Origin of the sequence: Citrobacter sp. RHB20-C16, assembly GCF_013890155.1 — a bacterium.
GTDB classification, from domain to species: Bacteria; Pseudomonadota; Gammaproteobacteria; order Enterobacterales; family Enterobacteriaceae; genus Citrobacter_A; species Citrobacter_A amalonaticus.
Genome location: NZ_CP057630.1, coordinates 2,162,323 through 2,181,814, shown reverse-complemented (window position 1 = coordinate 2,181,814; position 19,492 = coordinate 2,162,323). Strand labels below are relative to the sequence as shown.

The 19,492-nt window shown below is 51.9% G+C and carries 23 protein-coding genes and 2 pseudogenes; 15 read left to right on the top strand and 10 right to left on the bottom strand.

Annotated elements, in window-relative coordinates:
- Positions 1-177 precede the first annotated feature (177 nt).
- From HVX64_RS10470 to HVX64_RS10460, 3 genes are all read left to right on the top strand, one after another.
- Positions 178-1,461, top strand: a complete 1,284-nt coding sequence (locus HVX64_RS10470) for a YeaH/YhbH family protein (protein WP_044254879.1) — start codon at positions 178-180, stop codon at positions 1,459-1,461.
- A 138-nt stretch (positions 1,462-1,599) separates the two neighbouring features.
- Positions 1,600-3,090 carry a diguanylate cyclase DgcJ gene (gene dgcJ, locus HVX64_RS10465; RefSeq protein WP_181825431.1) on the top strand — a complete coding sequence of 497 codons (1,491 nt, stop codon included), beginning with the start codon at positions 1,600-1,602 and terminating at the stop codon, positions 3,088-3,090.
- Between the two features lie 40 nt (positions 3,091-3,130).
- Positions 3,131-3,637 carry a YbaK/prolyl-tRNA synthetase associated domain-containing protein gene (locus HVX64_RS10460; protein ID WP_044254882.1) on the top strand — a complete coding sequence of 169 codons (507 nt, stop codon included), beginning with the start codon at positions 3,131-3,133 and terminating at the stop codon, positions 3,635-3,637.
- A gap of 4 nt (positions 3,638-3,641) precedes the next feature.
- On the opposite strand, the gene yoaI is transcribed toward HVX64_RS10460, so the two are convergent.
- A complete protein-coding gene (gene yoaI / locus HVX64_RS10455; RefSeq protein ID WP_086512617.1) occupies positions 3,642-3,746 on the bottom strand; it encodes a small membrane protein YoaI in 105 nt (34 codons plus the stop codon).
- Positions 3,747-3,950: 204 nt separating this feature from the next.
- Between yoaI and HVX64_RS10450 the strand changes: the two genes are divergently transcribed.
- Positions 3,951-4,397, top strand: coding sequence for a DUF441 domain-containing protein (locus HVX64_RS10450; RefSeq protein WP_043000929.1), 447 nt, complete (start codon positions 3,951-3,953; stop codon positions 4,395-4,397).
- Here HVX64_RS10450 and HVX64_RS10445 read toward each other — a convergent pair.
- Complete coding sequence (locus HVX64_RS10445; RefSeq protein ID WP_044254885.1) at positions 4,378-5,172, bottom strand: helix-turn-helix transcriptional regulator; 795 nt, start codon at positions 5,170-5,172, stop codon at positions 4,378-4,380. The two genes, HVX64_RS10450 and HVX64_RS10445, sit on opposite strands and share 20 nt — an antisense overlap.
- 99 nt (positions 5,173-5,271) lie before the next feature.
- On the opposite strand from HVX64_RS10445, the gene HVX64_RS10440 reads away from it, so the two are divergent.
- On the top strand, positions 5,272-6,453 hold the full coding sequence (locus HVX64_RS10440) for a CynX/NimT family MFS transporter (protein ID WP_044254887.1): 1,182 nt from the start codon (positions 5,272-5,274) through the stop codon (positions 6,451-6,453).
- A gap of 35 nt (positions 6,454-6,488) precedes the next feature.
- Here the strand turns inward: HVX64_RS10440 and HVX64_RS10435 are convergent, their stop codons facing one another.
- A complete protein-coding gene (locus HVX64_RS10435; RefSeq protein ID WP_044254889.1) occupies positions 6,489-7,196 on the bottom strand; it encodes a CTP synthase in 708 nt (235 codons plus the stop codon).
- Between the two features lie 154 nt (positions 7,197-7,350).
- On the opposite strand from HVX64_RS10435, the gene HVX64_RS10430 reads away from it, so the two are divergent.
- Both HVX64_RS10430 and HVX64_RS10425 read left to right on the top strand, forming a co-directional pair.
- A complete protein-coding gene (locus HVX64_RS10430) occupies positions 7,351-7,860 on the top strand; it encodes a DUF523 domain-containing protein (RefSeq protein ID WP_044254892.1) in 510 nt (169 codons plus the stop codon).
- The gene (locus HVX64_RS10425) at positions 7,844-8,191 is read left to right on the top strand and encodes a DUF488 domain-containing protein (protein ID WP_044254896.1); all 348 of its coding nucleotides are present in this window, start codon (positions 7,844-7,846) and stop codon (positions 8,189-8,191) included. Before HVX64_RS10430 ends, HVX64_RS10425 begins: the two co-directional genes overlap by 17 nt.
- Here HVX64_RS10425 and HVX64_RS10420 read toward each other — a convergent pair.
- Positions 8,177-8,488 carry a hypothetical protein gene (locus HVX64_RS10420; RefSeq protein WP_044254899.1) on the bottom strand — a complete coding sequence of 104 codons (312 nt, stop codon included), beginning with the start codon at positions 8,486-8,488 and terminating at the stop codon, positions 8,177-8,179. The two genes, HVX64_RS10425 and HVX64_RS10420, sit on opposite strands and share 15 nt — an antisense overlap.
- 188 nt (positions 8,489-8,676) lie before the next feature.
- Between HVX64_RS10420 and HVX64_RS10415 the strand changes: the two genes are divergently transcribed.
- Together HVX64_RS10415 and yoaJ are read left to right on the top strand one after the other, a co-directional pair.
- Entirely contained in the window at positions 8,677-8,775 is a 99-nt protein-coding gene (locus tag HVX64_RS10415; RefSeq protein WP_042287604.1) for a YoaK family small membrane protein, read from the top strand.
- A gap of 3 nt (positions 8,776-8,778) precedes the next feature.
- A complete protein-coding gene (gene yoaJ, locus HVX64_RS10410; RefSeq protein WP_086513017.1) occupies positions 8,779-8,853 on the top strand; it encodes a protein YoaJ in 75 nt (24 codons plus the stop codon).
- Between the two features lie 62 nt (positions 8,854-8,915).
- Here the strand turns inward: yoaJ and HVX64_RS10405 are convergent, their stop codons facing one another.
- Positions 8,916-9,164, bottom strand: coding sequence for a GlsB/YeaQ/YmgE family stress response membrane protein (locus HVX64_RS10405; protein WP_043000937.1), 249 nt, complete (start codon positions 9,162-9,164; stop codon positions 8,916-8,918).
- 462 nt (positions 9,165-9,626) lie between these two features.
- On the opposite strand from HVX64_RS10405, the gene fdhF reads away from it, so the two are divergent.
- A complete protein-coding gene (gene fdhF / locus HVX64_RS10400) occupies positions 9,627-11,774 on the top strand; it encodes a formate dehydrogenase subunit alpha (protein WP_044254902.1) in 2,148 nt (715 codons plus the stop codon).
- A 113-nt stretch (positions 11,775-11,887) separates the two neighbouring features.
- Positions 11,888-12,093 (top strand): annotated as a pseudogene (locus HVX64_RS10395) (integrase); the annotation flags it as partial.
- Positions 12,094-12,625: 532 nt separating this feature from the next.
- Here the strand turns inward: HVX64_RS10395 and HVX64_RS10390 are convergent.
- From HVX64_RS10390 to ycgZ, 3 genes are all read right to left on the bottom strand, one after another.
- Positions 12,626-12,892 carry a biofilm development regulator YmgB/AriR family protein gene (locus tag HVX64_RS10390; RefSeq protein ID WP_043001947.1) on the bottom strand — a complete coding sequence of 89 codons (267 nt, stop codon included), beginning with the start codon at positions 12,890-12,892 and terminating at the stop codon, positions 12,626-12,628.
- Between the two features lie 41 nt (positions 12,893-12,933).
- Entirely contained in the window at positions 12,934-13,239 is a 306-nt protein-coding gene (locus HVX64_RS10385; RefSeq protein WP_181825401.1) for a hypothetical protein, read from the bottom strand.
- Positions 13,240-13,309: 70 nt separating this feature from the next.
- Entirely contained in the window at positions 13,310-13,549 is a 240-nt protein-coding gene (gene ycgZ / locus HVX64_RS10380; RefSeq protein WP_043000940.1) for a regulatory protein YcgZ, read from the bottom strand.
- A 324-nt stretch (positions 13,550-13,873) separates the two neighbouring features.
- Here ycgZ and HVX64_RS10375 point away from each other — a divergent pair, with 324 nt between their 5' ends.
- Together HVX64_RS10375 and HVX64_RS10370 are read left to right on the top strand one after the other, a co-directional pair.
- On the top strand, positions 13,874-15,094 hold the full coding sequence (locus tag HVX64_RS10375; RefSeq protein WP_043000941.1) for a diguanylate phosphodiesterase: 1,221 nt from the start codon (positions 13,874-13,876) through the stop codon (positions 15,092-15,094).
- Positions 15,095-15,315: 221 nt separating this feature from the next.
- On the top strand, positions 15,316-16,047 hold the full coding sequence (locus tag HVX64_RS10370; RefSeq protein WP_043000942.1) for a MerR family transcriptional regulator: 732 nt from the start codon (positions 15,316-15,318) through the stop codon (positions 16,045-16,047).
- A 223-nt stretch (positions 16,048-16,270) separates the two neighbouring features.
- Here HVX64_RS10370 and HVX64_RS24285 read toward each other — a convergent pair.
- Positions 16,271-16,572 (bottom strand): annotated as a pseudogene (locus HVX64_RS24285) (dihydrodipicolinate synthase family protein); the annotation flags it as partial.
- A gap of 355 nt (positions 16,573-16,927) precedes the next feature.
- Positions 16,928-18,178, bottom strand: a complete 1,251-nt coding sequence (gene icd, locus HVX64_RS10355) for an NADP-dependent isocitrate dehydrogenase (protein ID WP_043000943.1) — start codon at positions 18,176-18,178, stop codon at positions 16,928-16,930.
- A 171-nt stretch (positions 18,179-18,349) separates the two neighbouring features.
- Between icd and rluE the strand changes: the two genes are divergently transcribed.
- Positions 18,350-19,015, top strand: coding sequence for a 23S rRNA pseudouridine(2457) synthase RluE (gene rluE, locus HVX64_RS10350; RefSeq protein WP_072140761.1), 666 nt, complete (start codon positions 18,350-18,352; stop codon positions 19,013-19,015).
- 3 nt (positions 19,016-19,018) lie between these two features.
- Positions 19,019-19,480 carry an NUDIX hydrolase gene (locus HVX64_RS10345; protein ID WP_044265517.1) on the top strand — a complete coding sequence of 154 codons (462 nt, stop codon included), beginning with the start codon at positions 19,019-19,021 and terminating at the stop codon, positions 19,478-19,480.
- Positions 19,481-19,492: the final 12 nt, after the last annotated feature.

The following is a 19,492-nucleotide window of genomic DNA, read 5'->3' as shown; positions in this document are numbered from 1 at the left end:
CGTTTACCGGGCAAATAGTTCGTTTGTACGCGAAATCATTCAAGGTGTATCAAGGCGGCAAATGAGTGAATCCCCAGGAGCGTACATAAGTACGTGACTGGGGTGAGCGAATGCAGCCAACGCCGGGATAACGTGAAGGATGAAGCGTAAAGTTGGCAAATGCAGTACGGGGGGCATATGACCTGGTTCATTGACCGACGACTTAACGGCAAAAATAAGAGCACGGTTAACCGCCAGCGCTTTTTACGCCGTTATAAAGCACAAATTAAACAGTCGATCTCCGAGGCCATTAACAAGCGTTCGGTGACCGATGTAGACAGCGGTGAATCTGTCTCCATTCCGACGGAAGATATCAGCGAACCGATGTTTCATCAGGGGCGCGGCGGCCTGCGCCATCGTGTTCACCCAGGTAACGACCATTTCGTACAAAATGACCGTATCGAGCGTCCGCAGGGCGGAGGTGGCAGTTCAGGTAGCGGACAGGGCCAGGCCAGTCAGGACGGTGAAGGCCAGGATGAATTCGTCTTTCAGATCTCTAAAGACGAATACCTGGATCTGCTTTTCGAAGATTTAGCGCTGCCTAACCTGAAACAAAACCAGCAGCGCCAGCTTACGGAGTATAAAACGCACCGGGCGGGTTATACCGCCAACGGCGTTCCGGCCAATATCAGCGTCGTGCGTTCGCTGCAAAATTCTCTCGCCCGGCGCACGGCCATGACGGCCGGCAAACGACGCGAGTTACACGCGCTGGAACAGGATCTCGACACCATCAGCAAAAGCGAACCGGCGCAACTGCTGGAGGAGGAACGATTACGCAAAGAGATTGCTGAGCTGCGGGCCAAGATAGAACGCGTGCCATTTATCGACACCTTCGACTTGCGCTACAAAAATTACGAGAAGCGGCCCGATCCGTCCAGCCAGGCGGTGATGTTCTGCCTGATGGACGTCTCCGGCTCCATGGATCAGTCGACGAAAGACATGGCCAAACGCTTTTATATTCTGCTCTACCTGTTTTTGAGCCGAACCTATAAGAATGTGGAAGTGGTCTATATTCGTCACCACACCCAGGCAAAAGAGGTCGATGAGCATGAGTTCTTCTACTCTCAGGAAACCGGGGGAACCATTGTTTCCAGCGCCCTGAAGTTGATGGATGACGTTGTGAAAGAACGTTACGATCCTGCGCAGTGGAACATCTACGCCGCACAAGCATCGGATGGGGATAACTGGGCAGATGACTCTCCGCTGTGCCATGAGATTCTGGCGAAGAAACTGCTACCGGTGGTTCGTTACTACAGTTATATCGAAATTACCCGCCGCGCACATCAAACCCTGTGGCGCGAATATGAACATCTGCAAGCCACGTTTGATAATTTTGCGATGCAACATATTCGCGATCAGGATGATATTTATCCGGTGTTCCGCGAACTTTTTCATAAACAAGGTGCCACCAGCACCAATTAAACGACAGCCAGCCAGGAAATAATCTCCTGGCTGGTTCATTTCATGCCTTTTTTGCACTCCATATCCCTGCTGGCCGGTAGGTTGCACCTGTGACGTGTGATAAAATAGATTATCTGACCTGGAGAGTTGTTGTTTATCATGAAATTGCCCCATAAAGCGCTCAGGCTCTTTATTTCCGCAAGCGTTGTCGTTTTGACATCTTCCTTTTTGATCTATGAACTTATTGCCAGCTATAAGTCAATGAATGGCTATATGCGCTATATCATCGAAAAAGCAGACTCCTCATTTCTGTATGATAAATACCAGAATCAGAGCATTGCCGCCCATCTGATGCGCACACTGGCAACACCCGAGAAAACGCTCCCGGCGGATACCCGCCATACCCTTTGCCAGTCGTTTGAAAGTGTTAACTCGGTGTATGGTTTGAATCTGACGCAGCATAATTATCCCGCGCTCCATGGTACGTTACAAACCTCCATTGATGACTGTGCGCGTATCGCGGACGATGTGCTGTTGCTTCCTGCTTTTGATCAGGCCGTGAAGGTTAACCGGGAACAGATTGATTATGGAAAAGGTCTCGCCACGTCAGAAGAGAAATTTCATTATTATCTGGATTTACAAAATCAATATATTTATTTCTATGATCCGATCAATACGCGGCAGTTTGCCATGCATCACTGGGCTTTTTTACAGAAAGGCTCATTAGGTATTCATCAGGCCGATATTGATGAATTGTTTTCTGGACGTACTGTGCTGTCGAGTATCTATCAGGATGATCGTACCGAACTTAACGTGATGAGTTTTTTAACACCGGTCTATCTGCACGGTAAGTTAAAAGGCATCGTGATGGTGGATATTAATAAGCACAACTTGCAAAATATTGTTTTTACCCACGACCGCCCACTGGTATGGCGTTATCTCAATGCCAGCGTCACCGATACCGACTCGGATAAGACGATTATTATTCATCAAAGCGAGAATAATCTTTTCCCGTACGTCAATTACATTAGCGATCTTCCTGGTGGTCTGCACGTCGAACTGTCACTCGATATCTTGTATTTCATTGTCTCGTCCTGGAAGCTGTTTCTGTTTTACCTTCTGGCAACTGCCCTGCTCCTCAATATGGTCCGGCTGCATTTTCGCCTTTACCATAATGTTACCCGTGAAAATATCAGCGATGCGATGACAGGCCTGTATAACCGTAAAATTTTAACCCCGACGCTTGAGCAGCGATTACAGCGTTTTGTCAGCACCGGAACGCCAGTGACCTTTATCGCTATCGATCTCGATAAGCTGAAGATGATTAACGATACGCAGGGACACCACGAGGGGGATCGGGCGATCACCTTACTGGCAAATGCGATTGAGGCGTCGGTGCGCAAAAGTGATTACGCCATCCGTCTGGGCGGCGATGAATTTTGCATCATTCTGGTGGACGCAGAGCCAGATATGGCGGCTCGTCTGCCGGAACGGATAGCCAACCACCAGCGGACCGTGGCACCTGAGAAGGATATTCGTTTTTCATCAGGCAGCTACAGCATGCAGCCGAACGATTCGCTGCATGATGCCTACACCGCTTCTGACGAGCAACTCTACCTCAACAAGCACCAAAATCGTCAGCGTTCATGATAATCTTTACCGTGTTTTTTCGCGCAAACAGGAGTAAAAAATGAGCGAAATAATGGAGAAAGGCAGCGAAACCCATCAGCGTTTACTCGATTTATTGTCTCTGGAGGGCGCCCGTTATCGCGTCGTCAGCCATGAGGCCGTCGGGAAATGCGAGGCCGTATCAGAAATTCGGGGGACAGCACTGGGTCAGGGAGCAAAGGCGCTTGTCTGTAAAGTGAAAGGGAATGGGGTAAATCAGCATGTACTGGCTATTTTACCTGCCGACCAACAGGCCGATCTTGGTCAACTGGCGACGTATCTTGGCGGTCTGCGTGCGTCCCTTGCCAGCCCGGCAGAAGTGGACGAACTCACCGGTTGCGTATTTGGCGCGATCCCGCCTTTCAGTTTTCATCCACAGTTAATGCTGGTCGCCGATCCGCTGCTGTTCGAACGTTATCGTGAAATCGCCTTTAACGCCGGCGTGCTCACGAAATCGATTATTCTCAATACTGACGATTATCTGCGTATTGCCCGGCCAGAGTTGGTGGCTTTTCACCGCATATCGTAAGCGTTCAGCTACCACGTTCGAGAATTAAAACAGAAATCACGATAACGGCGGCGATGGCGAAAAAGGATGAACTAATAATGAGCGTTTCAATAAACATCTGATCGTTCATGGCTACACCTCAAAATGAGCGAGACCGGTTCATCTGCTATTGATAGTCCGCAATAATGGCAATTTGATGACAAAATAAAAAATTGCCTGTTTTTCGCCGTCAGGCATTTGCCCGAAATAGCCAGCAGATTCTAAAAAAGTCTGTTCTGCGTGGCGTTTGGGCGTAAAGTAAACAGGCTTAACTTTTTTTGGCAAGGAAACCACGATGTTTGATGTCACTCTGCTGATCCTGCTCGGACTGGCAGCTCTGGGCTTTGTCAGCCATAACACCACTGTCGCCGTTTCAATTCTGGTGCTGATTATTGTCCGCGTTACCCCGCTCAATACCTTTTTCCCGTGGATTGAAAAACAGGGGCTGACCATCGGGATTATTATCCTGACCATCGGCGTCATGGCGCCTATCGCCAGCGGGACACTGCCACCTTCCACCTTGATCCACTCTTTCCTTAACTGGAAATCGCTGGTGGCGATTGTGGTTGGCGTGGTGGTCTCCTGGCTCGGCGGCCGCGGCGTGACGCTGATGGGCAGCCAGCCACAGCTGGTCGCCGGTTTGCTGGTCGGCACCGTGCTTGGCGTGGCCCTGTTTCGCGGTGTACCTGTTGGTCCGCTTATCGCGGCCGGTCTGGTCTCGCTTATTGTGGGAAGGCAGTAGTCAATCCCGCCAGATAACGGCCTGGCGTCTGTCCCAGGCCTTTTTTGAACATGGTGATAAACGCCGTGGTCGAATCATACCCCAACAGTTGCGCCACCTGCTGCACGTTCTGCCCGCCGACCAGGGCCTGTAGGGCCAGAATGAGCTGTAGCTGATGTCGCCAGCAACGAAAGCTGAGCCCTGTCTCTTTCACCACCAGTCGGGCAAGGTTACGCTCGCTCATCGCAAATACGCTGGCCCACTGCCCCAGCGTTTGCCATTGCGCCGGTTCGCGCGCCATGGTGTCAACCATCCGGCGGATCTTCGGGTGCGCAGAAACCGGCAGCTGCATCTGCTCCTGCGGTTGTTGCGGAAGTTCATCAAATAAGACCTGCGTCAGGCGCTGCGTTTGCGGCTCTGCCCGCTGAGCGTCACTACGCCTCGCCAGCGAGAGGATCAGCTCCCGACAAAGCGGAGAAATTTTTAACGTACAGCAACGTCCCGGTAGTGTGACGGCCTCCGGTTCGATAAAGAGAAAGCAGAGCTCCGCGCCTGCCGTTACGTGATTACTGTGGGGAACGCCGCCGGGGATCCAGACCGCGTACTGCGGCGGCACCATCCACATAGCGCACTCAACATCACAGGTGATAGCCCCATGCAGTGCCATAATCAGTTGCCCTTTACGATGCTGGTGCTGCGCGCTAAACAGCTCATCAGGGCGAGCGCGGATACGAAACGCCACGGCGGCATCGTGGTGCAGATCGGGGTCATATCCGTCGAGTCGCAGGCTGTACATCATTTTGTCCGAATTTAGCGATAAACTGTCATTTTAGCTTGATTCACAACACAGATAAACGCGGTAAGGTACGGCCTCACCTGTTGATATGAGAGAACAATGACTTCTTCACCACCACGCGGCAACCACGGTGCCCTGCTGATTGCCGGTATCCTGATGATTGCCACCACGCTGCGCGTGACGTTTACCGGCGCCGCCCCTTTGCTGGAAGCGATTCGCACGGACTATGGTCTTACGACTGCCCAGACGGGATTATTAACCACCCTGCCGCTGTTGGCGTTTGCGCTGGTTTCTCCGCTTGCCGCTGGCATTGCCCGCCGTATTGGCATGGAACGCAGTCTCTTCGCGGCAATGCTGCTGATTTGCGCCGGGGTTGCCGTGCGCTCACTGCCGGACGCCTCTTTACTGTTTCTTGGCACTGCCATCATCGGCTGCGGTATCGCCCTCGGCAACGTGCTGCTGCCAGGGCTTATCAAACGCGATTTCTCGCAGCACGTCGCCAGACTGACCGGTGCTTATTCCCTGACGATGGGGGCTGCCGCCGCGTTGGGCTCCGCGCTGGTGGTTCCGCTGGCGCTGAGCGGGTTTGGCTGGCGCGGAGCGTTGCTGCTGTTGATGGTGTTTCCGCTACTGGCGTTGCTGATCTGGCTGCCGCAGTGGCGTCATGCCGCCCACGCGAATGTAACCACCTCGCGCACCCTGCACGCACGCGGCATCTGGCGTTCACCGCTGGCCTGGCAGGTGACGTTATTTCTTGGAATTAACTCGCTTATCTATTACGTGATTATCGGCTGGCTGCCAGCAATCTTAATTAGCCACGGCTACAGCGAGGCGCAGGCCGGTTCGCTGCATGGTTTGCTCCAGTTAGCAACCGCCTCTCCCGGTTTACTCATTCCGCTGGTGCTGCACCGTTTTCACGATCAGCGCTGCATCGCCGCACTGGTGTCGTTGATGTGCGCTGTGGGTGCCGCTGGCTTCTGGTTTATGCCGGATCAGGCGGTGCTATGGACGCTGCTGTTTGGATTCGGCTCCGGTGCAACGATGATTCTGGGGCTGACCTTTATCGGCCTGCGCGCCAGTTCTGCGCATCAGGCAGCAGCGCTTTCCGGCATGGCGCAATCCGTCGGTTATCTGTTAGCCGCTTGCGGGCCGCCGCTGATGGGCAGGATCCATGACGCCCAGGGAGACTGGCAGATCCCGCTGCTGACCGTTGCGGCGCTGGCGATAGGGATGGCGATATTCGGTTTCTATGCGGGACGAAATAAAGAGATTACCGCCTGATAAGCTCAGGGCAGACGTGATGTCTGCCCTACTGATTAGCCTCGCGCAGCGCGCAGCATCGCTTGCGCCAGGGGAACCGGTTTCCCCGCAAGAGCGCCACGTTCAGGCTGGAAAAGCGTGGCGACAAAGAACGGATGCGTCACCAATTCCACCGCCCGAATATCCCCGTTATCATCCCAGCCGGTCACCCGCAGATCACCGCTATCCAGTTCAGCCGCAAACGCCTCAGCAATGCCGTAGTTACACTGATAGCCCTCCGAAATCACCGGCTGACCATAGGCTTTAGCAATCAGCGTATTGGGCCGCAGTTCAACATCGTCGGTTTTTTCCACCAGCGAACAGGCAAGTGGCGCAATAACCATCCGGCCCGTTGTGTCAGTTTCCGCATGGGCAGCATCTGACCAGCCCAGCACATTACGCGCATATTCAAGGATGGCGTGTTGAAAACCGCCACAGGTTCCCAGGAAAGGAATGCTGTTTTCGCGGGCATAACGGATGGCCGTCAACGCGCCTTCGGTATTTTTATAGGGGCTGCCAGGCACCACCCAGATGGCGTCATAGCCCACCAGATCTTCTGCACTGGTGATTTCAGTGCTGGACAGCCAGTCGTAATCCGCTAGCAGTTCCAGAACCGCAGCAGCGTCGTCGATGGCCAGAGGAATCGCCTGATGCGCCGTGATGCCAGCGTTGTAATCACCCACCAGCGCAATACGCAGCGTATCTTTTACAGGGGATATTTCCATGGAGAATTCCTTACGTCAGAACAATTGGGGACAACATAAGGAACCTCAGCCTACCGATCTTTTACTGCCATCACAATCCCTTAATTTAGGGATGAACGCGTGCGAAGTGATATAGTGATCGAGAGCAGTTTTTCTGCCGGACGAGGCAAATGCGATGAAAAGTAAGGTTTTAGTGAGCGCTTGCCTGATGGGGCTGAAGGTGCGTTATAACGGCAGCGAGAAAGCGCATCCCGCTGCGATACTGGCGCGTTTGCAGGCAGAACAGCGTCTGGTCATCCATTGCCCTGAACTGGCCGCAGGCTTGCCGACACCACGCCCACCGGCGGAAATTGTTCGGGCCGATGGCAACGATGTGATGCACGAGCGCGCATCCATTGTGGAAAAGAACGGTCAAGATGTCACCGGGCACTATCAGCTTGCCGCCTGGCTGGCGCTGCGCACGGCACAGGAGACCGGCTGTGACGTTGCGCTACTCACCGACGGCAGCCCAACATGCGGCAGTCAGTTTATCTACGACGGCAGCTTCAGCGGACAACGTCATCCCGGTATGGGAGTGGCCACCGCGCTGCTACGCCAGCACGGAATCACGGTTTTTTCCGACCAACAGCTCGATGAGTTTTGCGCCTGGATTGAGGAGAATGACAAACATGAATATTCAGTGTAAACGCGTCTACGACCCGGCAGAAGACAGCGACGGCTACCGGGTGCTGGTTGACCGACTGTGGCCACGCGGGATCAAAAAAGCGGATCTCGTGCTCAATGAGTGGGTCAAAGCGCTCACTCCCTCGACAGAGCTGCGCAAAGCTTTTCACGCAGAAACGATCGATTTTCAGCATTTTACTGAGCAGTACCGCGCTGAACTTGTCACGCAGAAGAAGGAAGGCGAGCGGCTGGCGCAGATTGCCCGCCAGCAGACACTGACGCTGCTGTACGCCGCCAAAAACAGCGAACAAAATCACGCCCTTGTGCTGGCAGACTGGCTACGCGAGTTGTGATTCGCGGGTAACCGTCGATTCAGGCTGAATATCCGGCAACAGAGGCATCAAGTGTTCCGCTCTGACCCAGGCAAAACCCTGCTGCCCGTTTGCCGACACCACCTCCCCCGTCACCAGCCAGAGCGCACGTGGCGTCTCTTTCGGCAGCATGGTGGTAAATCCATTTATGGGATTAATAAATACCTCACCCGGCTGGCAGAGATGGAACAATTCCACCGTCTTGCCGATATTGCCGCGTCCGGCCGATGTTTTCGCACCAATAATCAGCGCCAGGGTGCCCGGCTTTAGCTGGAACATACTTCTCTCGTTGCGCGCTTGCGACTGTGTTTAAGATAATTCTGAGAAATAATAGCCTGCCGAAAGCGTACTTGTCACGTCCTGGCGACTCGCAGAATAAGCGAAAAGCGTGAGGACAAAACCCCTTTTGTCACCCATTAACCCCTGTTATCCTTGCAGCTCTTTGCATAATTCAGACAGGTGATCGCATGAGACTGGGCATACTGTTTCCCGTCGTCATTTTTATTACGGCCGTGGTTTTTTTGGCCTGGTTTTTTATCGGTGGCTATGCCGCACCGGGGGCGTAAATCATGAAAAAAACGACGCTGATTATGATTGTCGTCGCGATAGTCGTGGTGCTGGGTACCGAACTGGGTTGGTGGTAACGCCAGGCCTGAAATGACAAAGGCCACCCTCAGGTCGCCTTTTGTCAGTCAATTATTGCGCCTTAGCTTTTGATTTTTCTGTAAATAAGCAGGACGACGATGGCACCAATAACCGCCACCACAAAGCTGCCGAAATTAAAACCATCGACTTTCCCAAAACCAAGCAGCGTACTGATCCAGCCGCCCACTACGGCACCGACGATCCCCAGAATGATCGTCATAAAGAATCCACCACCATCTTTACCAGGCATAATCCACTTCGCCAGAATACCTGCAATCAAACCAAAAATAATCCATGAAATAATGCCCATTTTTTCCTCACTTATCGATTTTACGTTAGCGGTTTATTCGCCGTTAAAAAGGATAGCACAATGTCAGGAAATTGAAGTTTGTGATGAACATCACTTAATTTAGCTTTCTGATTTCTCCCACAAAAGTTGGGGTTGCAAGTTTAGATGATAAAGATTATCTTTCTCATCACTGAATAGTTGAGTAAATAACTCGGGTATTCAGTACGACATTGCTCACATTGCTTCCAGTATGTCTTGCCCGCCTCTGTGCGGGCTTTTTTTTGACGTCCGTTCGTCATTTATGTCGAATCCGCTGTCATTTTTCCTGCAGCTTGTGCCTCGTTCCGCGTCAGCCCAGGCTTTGCCACTCTGGCACGTATTGTGCTTATCCCCTGCGTCATGACGACAACCCGAAGCTTCAGCGGCTCCGCTCAGGCTTCGTCACAATTCGCGCTATTTCAGCTTTTAACAGGTCTGTTATTGATGAAAAAAATCACCAGTGTCTGTCCCTACTGTGGGGCCGGGTGCAAGCTCAAGCTTGTTGTTGAAAATAACAAAATCATCCGTGCTGAAGCGGCTGAGGGGGTGACTAACCAGAACCAACTTTGTCTGAAAGGGTACTATGGTTGGGATTTCCTTAACGATACCCGCCTTTTGACTCCCCGCCTCACCCGCCCATTGATCCGCTACCAGAAAGGCGACAAATTTACCCCGGTCACCTGGGATGAAGCCATCCGCTATACCGCCCGACGTTTACTGGAAATCCGCGACAACGCGGGCCCTCGCGCCATTATGACAACCGGTTCTTCTCGCGGTACCGGCAATGAAACCAACTATGTGATGCAGAAATTCGCCCGCGCGGTTCTCAACACCAACAACGTGGACTGCTGCGCCCGCGTGTGTCACGGGCCTTCGGTCGCTGGCCTCCAGGAAACGCTGGGCAATGGTGCAATGAGTAATTCCATCAGCGACATCGAAAACTCAAAATGTCTGCTGATCTTCGGTTATAACTGCGCAGACTCTCACCCAATTGTGGCGCGCCGGGTGATCAAAGCGCGGCAGAATGGCGCGAAGATCATCGTCTGCGATCCCCGCCGTATTGAAACCGCACGCATTGCTGACCAGCATCTGCAACTGAATAACGGTTGCAACATGGCGCTGGTGAATGCGTTTGGTTACGTCCTCATTGACGAACTGCTTTACGACAAGGAGTACGTGAATAAGCACACGCAGGGGCTGGATGCTTACTGGCAAACGGTTAAAGACTATGCGCCGGAAGCGGTCGAGCATTTAACCGGCGTTCCGGCGTCGCAGGTTCGTCAGGCGATGCGGACCTTTGCCGCCGCCCCTTCCGCGACAGTGATGTGGGGAATGGGCGTGACGCAGTTCGGTCAGGCCGTGGACGTGGTGCGTGGATTATCGAGCCTTGCCCTGCTGACCGGTAACCTGGGTCGTCCACACGTCGGCGTCGGCCCGGTTCGCGGGCAGAACAACGTCCAGGGTGCCTGCGACATGGGCGTATTACCGAATCTTTTTCCGGGATATCAGGATGTCACCGATGCGGCCGTCAGAGAGAAGTTCGCCAGAGCCTGGGGCATTGACGCCAGCCGGATGGATGACAAGGTCGGCACACGCATTACCGAAGTCCCGCATCTGGCGCTGGAAGGGAAAATTAAAGCCTACTACATCATGGGGGAAGATCCGCTGCAAACGGAAGCCGATCTGGGGCTGGTGCGTGACGGTTTCGCGGCGCTGGATTTTGTCGTGGTGCAGGATATCTTTATGACCAAAACCGCCGAGATGGCGGACGTCATTTTACCCGCCACCTCCTGGGGCGAGCACGGCGGCGTATTCACCTGCGCCGATCGCGGCTTCCAGCGTTTCGAAAAGGCCGTTGACCCCACTGGCGACGTGAAGCGAGACTGGGAAATTATCAGCCTGCTCGCCAGTGAAATGGGCTATCCCATGCACTATGAAAACAATCAACAGATCTGGGATGAGATGCGTGAACTGTGTCCGCTGTTCTACGGCGTCACCTGGGAAAAGATGGGCGACCTGGGGCATATCCAGTGGCCCTGCCCCGACCTCGACCATCCCGGCACGCCCTATCTGTATGAAAACAGCCGCTTCGACACGCCAGACGGTAAAGGCAAGCTGTTTGCTGCACCGTGGCGCGCACCCGCGGAAGTGCCTGACGAGGCCTATCCGCTGGTTCTGTGTACGGTGCGCGAAGTCGGTCACTACTCCTGTCGTTCCATGACCGGCAACTGTGCCGCCCTGCAGGCGCTTGCCGATGAGCCTGGCTATGTGCAGATCAGCACGCAGGATGCGCAAAAGGCAGGAATTCGCCATCGCGACCTGGTGTGGGTCAGCTCACGTCGGGGAAAAGTGATCAGTCGGGCGGATGTCTCCGGGCGCATCAATCAGGGAGCGGTGTACATGACCTATCAATGGTGGATTGGCGCGTGTAATGAACTCACGCAGGATAATCTCGACCCTATCTCAAAGACGCCGGAAACTAAGTATTGTGCGGTTAATATCGAGAAGATCGACGATCAGACGTGGGCTGAACGCTATGCCGCACAGGCCTATAGTGATATGAAGACGCGCCTTTGCGAGGCGATAGGATAGCGGAACGGACGTAATAACGGGAGCCTGATGGCTCCCGTTCACATACAACCCAGAATCTGGAGTACATGCTTTTGATGATCGCGTCTGCGGCTTCGAACTACGGCATGCGACGCATCAATTTTAGCAAAGCAGGAGACCTTGCTGGCATTGAATGGGGAGAAGGAACGCCGGCAATTTTCCATGAACAGAGGTTATTATCTGAGCGTCTGTACAAAGTACAGGGTTAGATATACAAAAACTACCTGGCCATAAAACGCATCAACAAACCGATCGTTATAACGATGACTGCGGCAAAGGATGGAGCAAAGTAACGTTGTGAAAATTTAAGCATCCCAACGCCACCTTGATTAAGGATAGCGTTGCATCGACCCATTGAACTCACAGCGAAAAACAGACATAGACTTATCCAGACTCCAAAGGGATTCAAATGTAGCCGATGTAGCTTTCTGGGATAATTACACATTAGCGACTGAATCGCCTCGAGTTTTAATCTTCGCACCACCTGAACATTCTGCACGTTTGTTCCAAACGTCACTTCCGTCATGAGAATAATTTTGCTGCCACCTCGATCGCAGTTATATTTCAGGACGTCAATGTATTGGTTCTCGGTTAAAACACGTATCGTATTGCAGTATTCGCAAAGGAGATGTGTTCTAAAATGCTTTCCATTCCCCACCTGAGATAATTATCTGACAACCAGAGGTCGGCATGCGCTGACTGCACCTAGTTTTCGCTACGCATGATTTATTTTCCAGTTCAGGAAAACCAGGAACATAAGGTCGGCAATAATCGACTGACCCAACGCTGAGCATTTAAATAGAGCAGAAAATTGACTTCCCCCGTTAAATACATCAAATATCGTCTATAGTATGTCCGACAACAATTTCCAGGGTTTTTCTTATCACATCTGCATGTACGATGTCATCCGTGACTTCCAGCGTTTGTATCAGAGATAAAATGATATTTTTGTTATTAATATGCTCACCCTTTATAAGAATATGGCGTATAGCTGCGCCCAAAACCATTGCTTCTTCAGCAAGGGCGTCGCCGGCATGACGAAAATAATCTGAAAGGACGTGATCAGGCAAAGCACTATAAATATCAGGTTGTTGTGTGATTGCTGTGTTCATCATTTTCACCATCATTAAAAGTTAAGCGTTTAGTGAATTTTTCCTTTTCCTGGCTTCAGGGTTGTCCCTGAAAGTGAGCGGACGGTGTCCATTTGACCGCTATGTCTGGATGTCGGTGTTGACGTTGCTTTATCAGCTATCACCGCTTCAATGTAAGAAATAATTAGCGGAAATACCTCTCGACGACGGGCGTCCATTTCAGTTTCCTGCATAACGCGGAGTTGAGTGACCAGGGCCATTGAATTCAACGCCGCTTTACGTTTCAGCAGCGTCAACACTGCCTGGCCGATAAGTTCGTCTGTGAGTTGTTCAATGTCACTTCTGTTCATCATCATTCTCTCTTCTGCCGTGTCGCCAAGGACAGGAACACAGCATCATGTTGATTCACGATTTTAATACGAGGGCTCAGCGCTCAAAAAGCAAACCAATCAGCGCGTTATAATGACCCTCCTCTTCTACACAGGTCGCTTTTTCCAGACGACCAAGTAATTTTGTACACAGTGTCTTGCGATTCAGATTGCGCCCGTCCATTAGAATTTCCACCACAATCTGCCCCAATGTTTCCTGCTGAGTCGGCAAATTGGCCTTACTGAAATACTGTGCAATGGCGTTAGCTGTATCTGAAATGTAACCATTTTGCTGCATGAGTCTCTCCTGTGCGAATCAGTAAAAGGTTAATGCTGCGTTATTCAAAGTTAGAAAAATTGTACATAAAACCTGTACAAATGCATGATTTCATTTTTAACAAAAAGTGCTAATGATTTATTTTCAATAAGTTATAACTTATACATAGGTATTGTTCTGATAGTTATCTGTACACTACTTTGAGGCTCATTTTTTGGTGATGCCATCGCTATCCTCCACTTCCAACCACACCTGCCACTTTTAAGTAAAACTTTCGTTAATTTAATGTGTTATATCTCCTCCGTTCTGTTAGGGTTAAACATCATTCCTCAATGCCGGAAAATCATGCTCACTACCATTATCTACCGCAGTCATCTCTGTGATGACGTCCCGGTGAAGGCACTCGAAAGTATGGTCGCCGCCGCTAACCTTACAAATGGGCGTGCTGACGTGACAGGCATTTTGCTGTTTAACGGCACACATTTTTTTCAGCTGCTTGAAGGCCCTGATGAAAACGTAAGGGCTATTTATCAGGCGATTTGTGAAGACAAGCGCCACTATAATGTTGTCGAACTGCTGTGCGATCACGGTCCCTCCCGCCGCTTTGGGAAAGTGGGAATGGAGCTATTTGATTTACGGGAACATGATCGGGAGGAGGTATTACAGACCATTCTCGATAAGGGCACATCCCGATACCAACTTACCTACAACGACCGTGCGCTGCAGTTCTTCCGCACCTTCGTGGAAGCCACTGAAAAAGAGAACTATTTTGAGATCCCTCCCTCTGACACGTGGGATTTTATTGCGACCGAATCCGCTCGCACGATTCCCCTGACGTCAGTCAGTGAGGAGGCCAATTGCAGCTTTGCTTTTCAGCCCATCATCGATCCTTTTGCTCAGGAAATTGTCTCTCTGGAAGCGCTGCTGCGTACCCGTTCGGGTGATTCGCCACAGCGCTATTTTGACAATATTAAGGGCGACGATATTTATCTGGCCGACCTGGAAAGTAAGAAAGTCGCTTTTACACTGGCGACCTCACTGGGTCTGCGCGATCAGGTTTTGTCCGTGAATCTGTTGCCCATGACGTTGGTGAAGGTGCCGGATGCAGCCAGCTATTTGCTCAATGCCATTGCTGACAGTGGTCTTGTTCCGGAACAGATCATCGTTGAGTTCACTGAACGCGAGGTTATCTCCGAGTTTGAAGCCTTTACGGAGACGGTGAGAACCCTGAAATCATCTGGGATCAGTATCGCCCTCGATCACTTTGGTGCCGGTTTTGGCGGTCTGCGGCTGCTGGCGCAGTTCCAACCCGATCGCATCAAAATTAATCGCGACCTCATTTGCGATGTTCATAAAAGCGGCCCACGACAGGCCATCATCCAGGCCATGATTAAGTGCTGTGCGTCTCTGGAAATTGCGATATCAGCCGTCGGGGTTGAAAAGCCCGAAGAATGGATGTGGCTGGAATCGGCGGGTATTTCTCAGTTCCAGGGGCATCTTTTTGCCGCGCCTTGCTTCTGTGGAATTCCACCGGTTGCATGGCCTGAGAAAAAAACACCGCTGTAATCCTCTTATTTCACCTGCTGTATTCATGGCGGCAGGTGAACCTCGCTACACCATCAGGGGATGCTGTACACGTTTCCTGTCTCATCAGTCTTGTTTACCTGACGTTCATTATTTTTAGCTAGGCTTACTACGAGGCTGTTGTACAATAAACAATAAATTGTACAAACACGGCTGATTCGTTAGTTTGTAAGGAACGATTCGGTCCACGTATGAGGGACACTATGGGATTTTACAGCATAGGCGATGTCGCTGAACGATGCGGTATCAACCCCGTTACCCTGCGCGCCTGGCAACGGCGCTATGGATTGTTAAAGCCCCGGCGCAGCGAAGGCGGCCATCGTCAGTTTGATGAAGACGATATCCAGCGCATTGAAGAGATCAAGCGATGGATTAAAAGCGGTGTGCCGGTAAGCAAGGTCAAAGTGTTGCTGGAACAAAGCACTGTGGCAACCCATAATGACTGGACCACTTTGCAGGAAGAAATGATGGGCGTGCTGCGTTTTGCTCATCCGGACAGGTTACGGGCCAAAATCGGTGCTCTTGCCCGTGAGCATACTTCAGACGATCTTATCGATCACATTTTCGTTCCCGTACGCCAACGCCTTAGCCTCGACCATAATACAGCCCGCATCATGTGCAGCTTGCTTGATGGCGTGCTGATTGAATTTGTGACCGCCTGTATGTCCGAAGCCCGCAAAAAAGCAGGCAAAGATGCGTTGTTGATTGGCTGGGATACCGAAGACCGCGCACGTCTGTGGCTGGAAGCCTGGCGTTTGTCTCAGCAAGGCTGGCACATCGCCGTACTGGCTGAACCGCTGGATTCTCCACGTCCGGAACTCTTTCCTGGACAACAGTTGTTTGTCTGGACCGGCATCGAACCGACCCGCCGCCAGCAGGAATTGCTTCAGCATTGGCACGAGCAGGGTTATTCGCTGGTCTTTCACCATCCCTGATGCCATCACCGTTCGTCCATGATCTCACCCTGAGTGACGCTGTTCATACTCCAATCTCCTTAATGTGGGAGAGATGAGCAGGATTGTTCCTTATGAGCGAAAAACGGCCTAAAGTTGTTGTTTCAAACATGCGAAGATGACCGATCTCCTGCCTGGTTTCAAAAGGACGACAGACTGCCAGTCCTGCGGGGAAATGACTTCAGCTCAAGCGCCCTTGTACATGGGCAATAACGCGTTGATGAGCGTTTGCCGCCGTAGCTTCAGTGATTTGTTTCGCCATTTCAGGAACAGCCCCACCACATACGGAGTACCAGACCTCACAACCGGCATTTAATCCCAGCCCCGCATACGTATCGCCACTGATAGCGATGGTTACGCCAGCGCGCAGATGTTGACGTAACGCATTCACCCGCTCAGTCGCTGCAGCAGGGCTAACCGGGACGCCAGGGATCTTGACCGCGCGAACACCTCAAATGATGAGATACGACCATGTAGTTCGCCCGAAAAGGTAAAATGCGTAATCCCATCTCTTTTTACCGTAAGGTTGGGTTTACCGAAGTGGGTGAACATATCTTCCAGGTTGGGCTGATCCGCAAAGAGATATCATTATGAAACGCTCAACTTGTGTTAGCTGAACAAACATTAAGACGCCCGCACCTGTCACAGAACGGACCTAACTATTAACGAGCATCCACCACCAAAACTGAGAAATGCCTAATGGGAACCGGGCAGTGGAGCTGTCATCTGATCGACCAGCCTCCCCCAGACTACCAGGGGGTTTTGATAACTAGTTTTGATAAAATTTTGATAACCGTTAGCAGACTAACAAAAAACAACGGGAGCGTTACGCTCCCGTTAATAGATTTAACAATTATCGCTATTACATATTCGCGATGATCGCGTCACCAAACTCTGAACATTTCAGCAGCTTAGCGCCTTCCATCAGACGTTCGAAGTCATAGGTCACGGTCTTCGCGGCAATCGCGCCTTCCATCCCTTTAACAATCAGGTCTGCGGCTTCGAACCACTGCATGTGGCGTAACATCATCTCAGCGGACAGGATGATAGAGCCCGGGTTCACTTTGTCCTGGCCGGCGTATTTCGGCGCCGTACCGTGCGTTGCTTCAAACAGCGCACACTCGTCACCGATGTTAGCGCCTGGGGCGATACCAATACCACCTACCTGTGCTGCCAGGGCGTCAGAAATGTAGTCACCGTTCAGGTTCATACAGGCAATCACATCGTATTCCGCCGGGCGCAGCAGGATCTGTTGCAGGAACGCATCAGCGATCACATCTTTGACCACGATCTCTTTGCCGGTATTTGGATTCTTGATTTTCATCCACGGGCCGCCATCGATCAGTTCAGCGCCGAATTCGTCACGCGCTAACTGGTAACCCCAGTCTTTGAACGCGCCTTCGGTGAACTTCATGATGTTGCCTTTATGCACCAGGGTCAGAGAGTCACGGTCGTTAGTGATTGCATATTCGATCGCCGCGCGAACCAGACGCTTGGTCCCTTCTTCGGAGCATGGTTTGATACCGATACCGCAGTGTTCAGGGAAGCGAATTTTCTTCACGCCCATCTCTTCACGCAGGAATTTGATCACTTTTTCCGCATCTGCAGAATCCGCTTTCCACTCAATACCGGCGTAAATGTCTTCTGAGTTTTCACGGAAGATAACCATGTCGGTCAGTTCCGGATGTTTAACCGGGCTTGGAGTGCCCTGATAGTAACGAACAGGACGCAGGCAGACGTACAGGTCAAGTTCCTGACGCAGCGCAACGTTCAGAGAGCGAATACCGCCACCGACTGGGGTAGTCAGCGGGCCTTTAATCGCCACGCGGTAGTCACGAATCAGATCCAGGGTTTCAGCTGGCAGCCAGACGTCCTGGCCGTATACCTGGGTAGATTTCTCACCGGTGTAAATTTCCATCCAGGAGATTTTACGCTCGCCTTTATAGGCTTTCTCGACAGCGGCATCGACCACTTTCAGCATGGCAGGGGTTACGTCAACACCGATACCGTCGCCTTCGATAAACGGGATAATCGGATTCTCAGGAACGTTGAGTTTGCCGTTTTGCAGGGTGATCTTCTTACCTTCCGCCGGAACAACTACTTTGCTTTCCATTCACCTCTCCTTCGAGCGCTTCTGGTTTGCTCGTCTGTCATCGCGCTGCATGTGCCTTTGCGTCCTGCTGCACGACTGCGTTAGAGCAATTTTTTGTTAATGTTTTGTAATGAGCATGTCAATACTACCCTAATGTTCGCTGCCATGAAAGACACTCGTTATTAGGCTATAATGCGGCAATTGATAAGATCTGAAAATACCATGCAAAAAACTTCTTTTAGAAATCACCGGGTTGAGCGATTCAGCCAACGACAAGTCACTAAGCCCCGGAAAGAAAACCAGCCAAAACGCGTGGTTTTGTTCAATAAACCTTACGATGTTTTGCCACAATTTACCGACGAGGCCGGACGCCGCACGTTAAAAGATTTTATTCCTGTGCAGGGCGTATATGCCGCAGGTCGTCTCGACAGAGACAGCGAAGGGTTGCTGGTGCTCACCAATGACGGCGCATTGCAGGCGCGTCTGACACAACCCGGCAAGCGCACCGGGAAAATTTACTATGTACAGGTGGAAGGCGAACCGACAGCGGAAGCGCTGGAAGCGTTGCGCAATGGCGTGACGCTGAACGATGGTCCTACCCTGCCCGCAGGAGTTGAGATCGTCGAGGAACCTGAGTGGCTGTGGCCGCGCAATCCGCCGATTCGCGAACGTAAAAGCATCCCCACCGCCTGGCTGAAAGTGACCTTATATGAAGGACGTAACCGCCAGGTGCGGAGAATGACCGCGCATGTTGGCTTCCCCACGCTGCGCCTGATCCGCTATGCGATGGGTGATTACACCCTGGGAAACCTGAGCAACGGTGAATGGCGGGATGTCACTGATCAAAAGAAAGGATAAATCATGTTCAAACCGCACGTCACGGTCGCCTGCATCGTCCATGCAGAGGATAAGTTTTTAATCGTTGAAGAGACCATCAACGGTAAAGCGCTGTGGAACCAGCCCGCCGGACATCTGGAAGCCGACGAAACGTTAGTCCAGGCCGCCACGCGTGAACTGTGGGAAGAGACCGGCATCCAGGCGCAGCCTCAGCACTTCATTCGCATGCATCAGTGGATTGCGCCGGACAATACGCCGTTTTTGCGTTTCCTGTTTTCGATTGAACTTGCCAATATGTGCGACACCGAACCCCATGACAGCGATATCGACTGCTGCCGGTGGGTGAGCGCCGACACCATCCTTACCGCCCCAAACCTGCGTTCTCCGCTGGTTGCCGAAAGTGTTCGTTGCTATCAAAACGGCGTGCGTTACCCACTGGAGACGATCGGCGCATTTAACTGGCCGTTTACAGAGGGTGTCAACTAAAAGGGGTGCGTG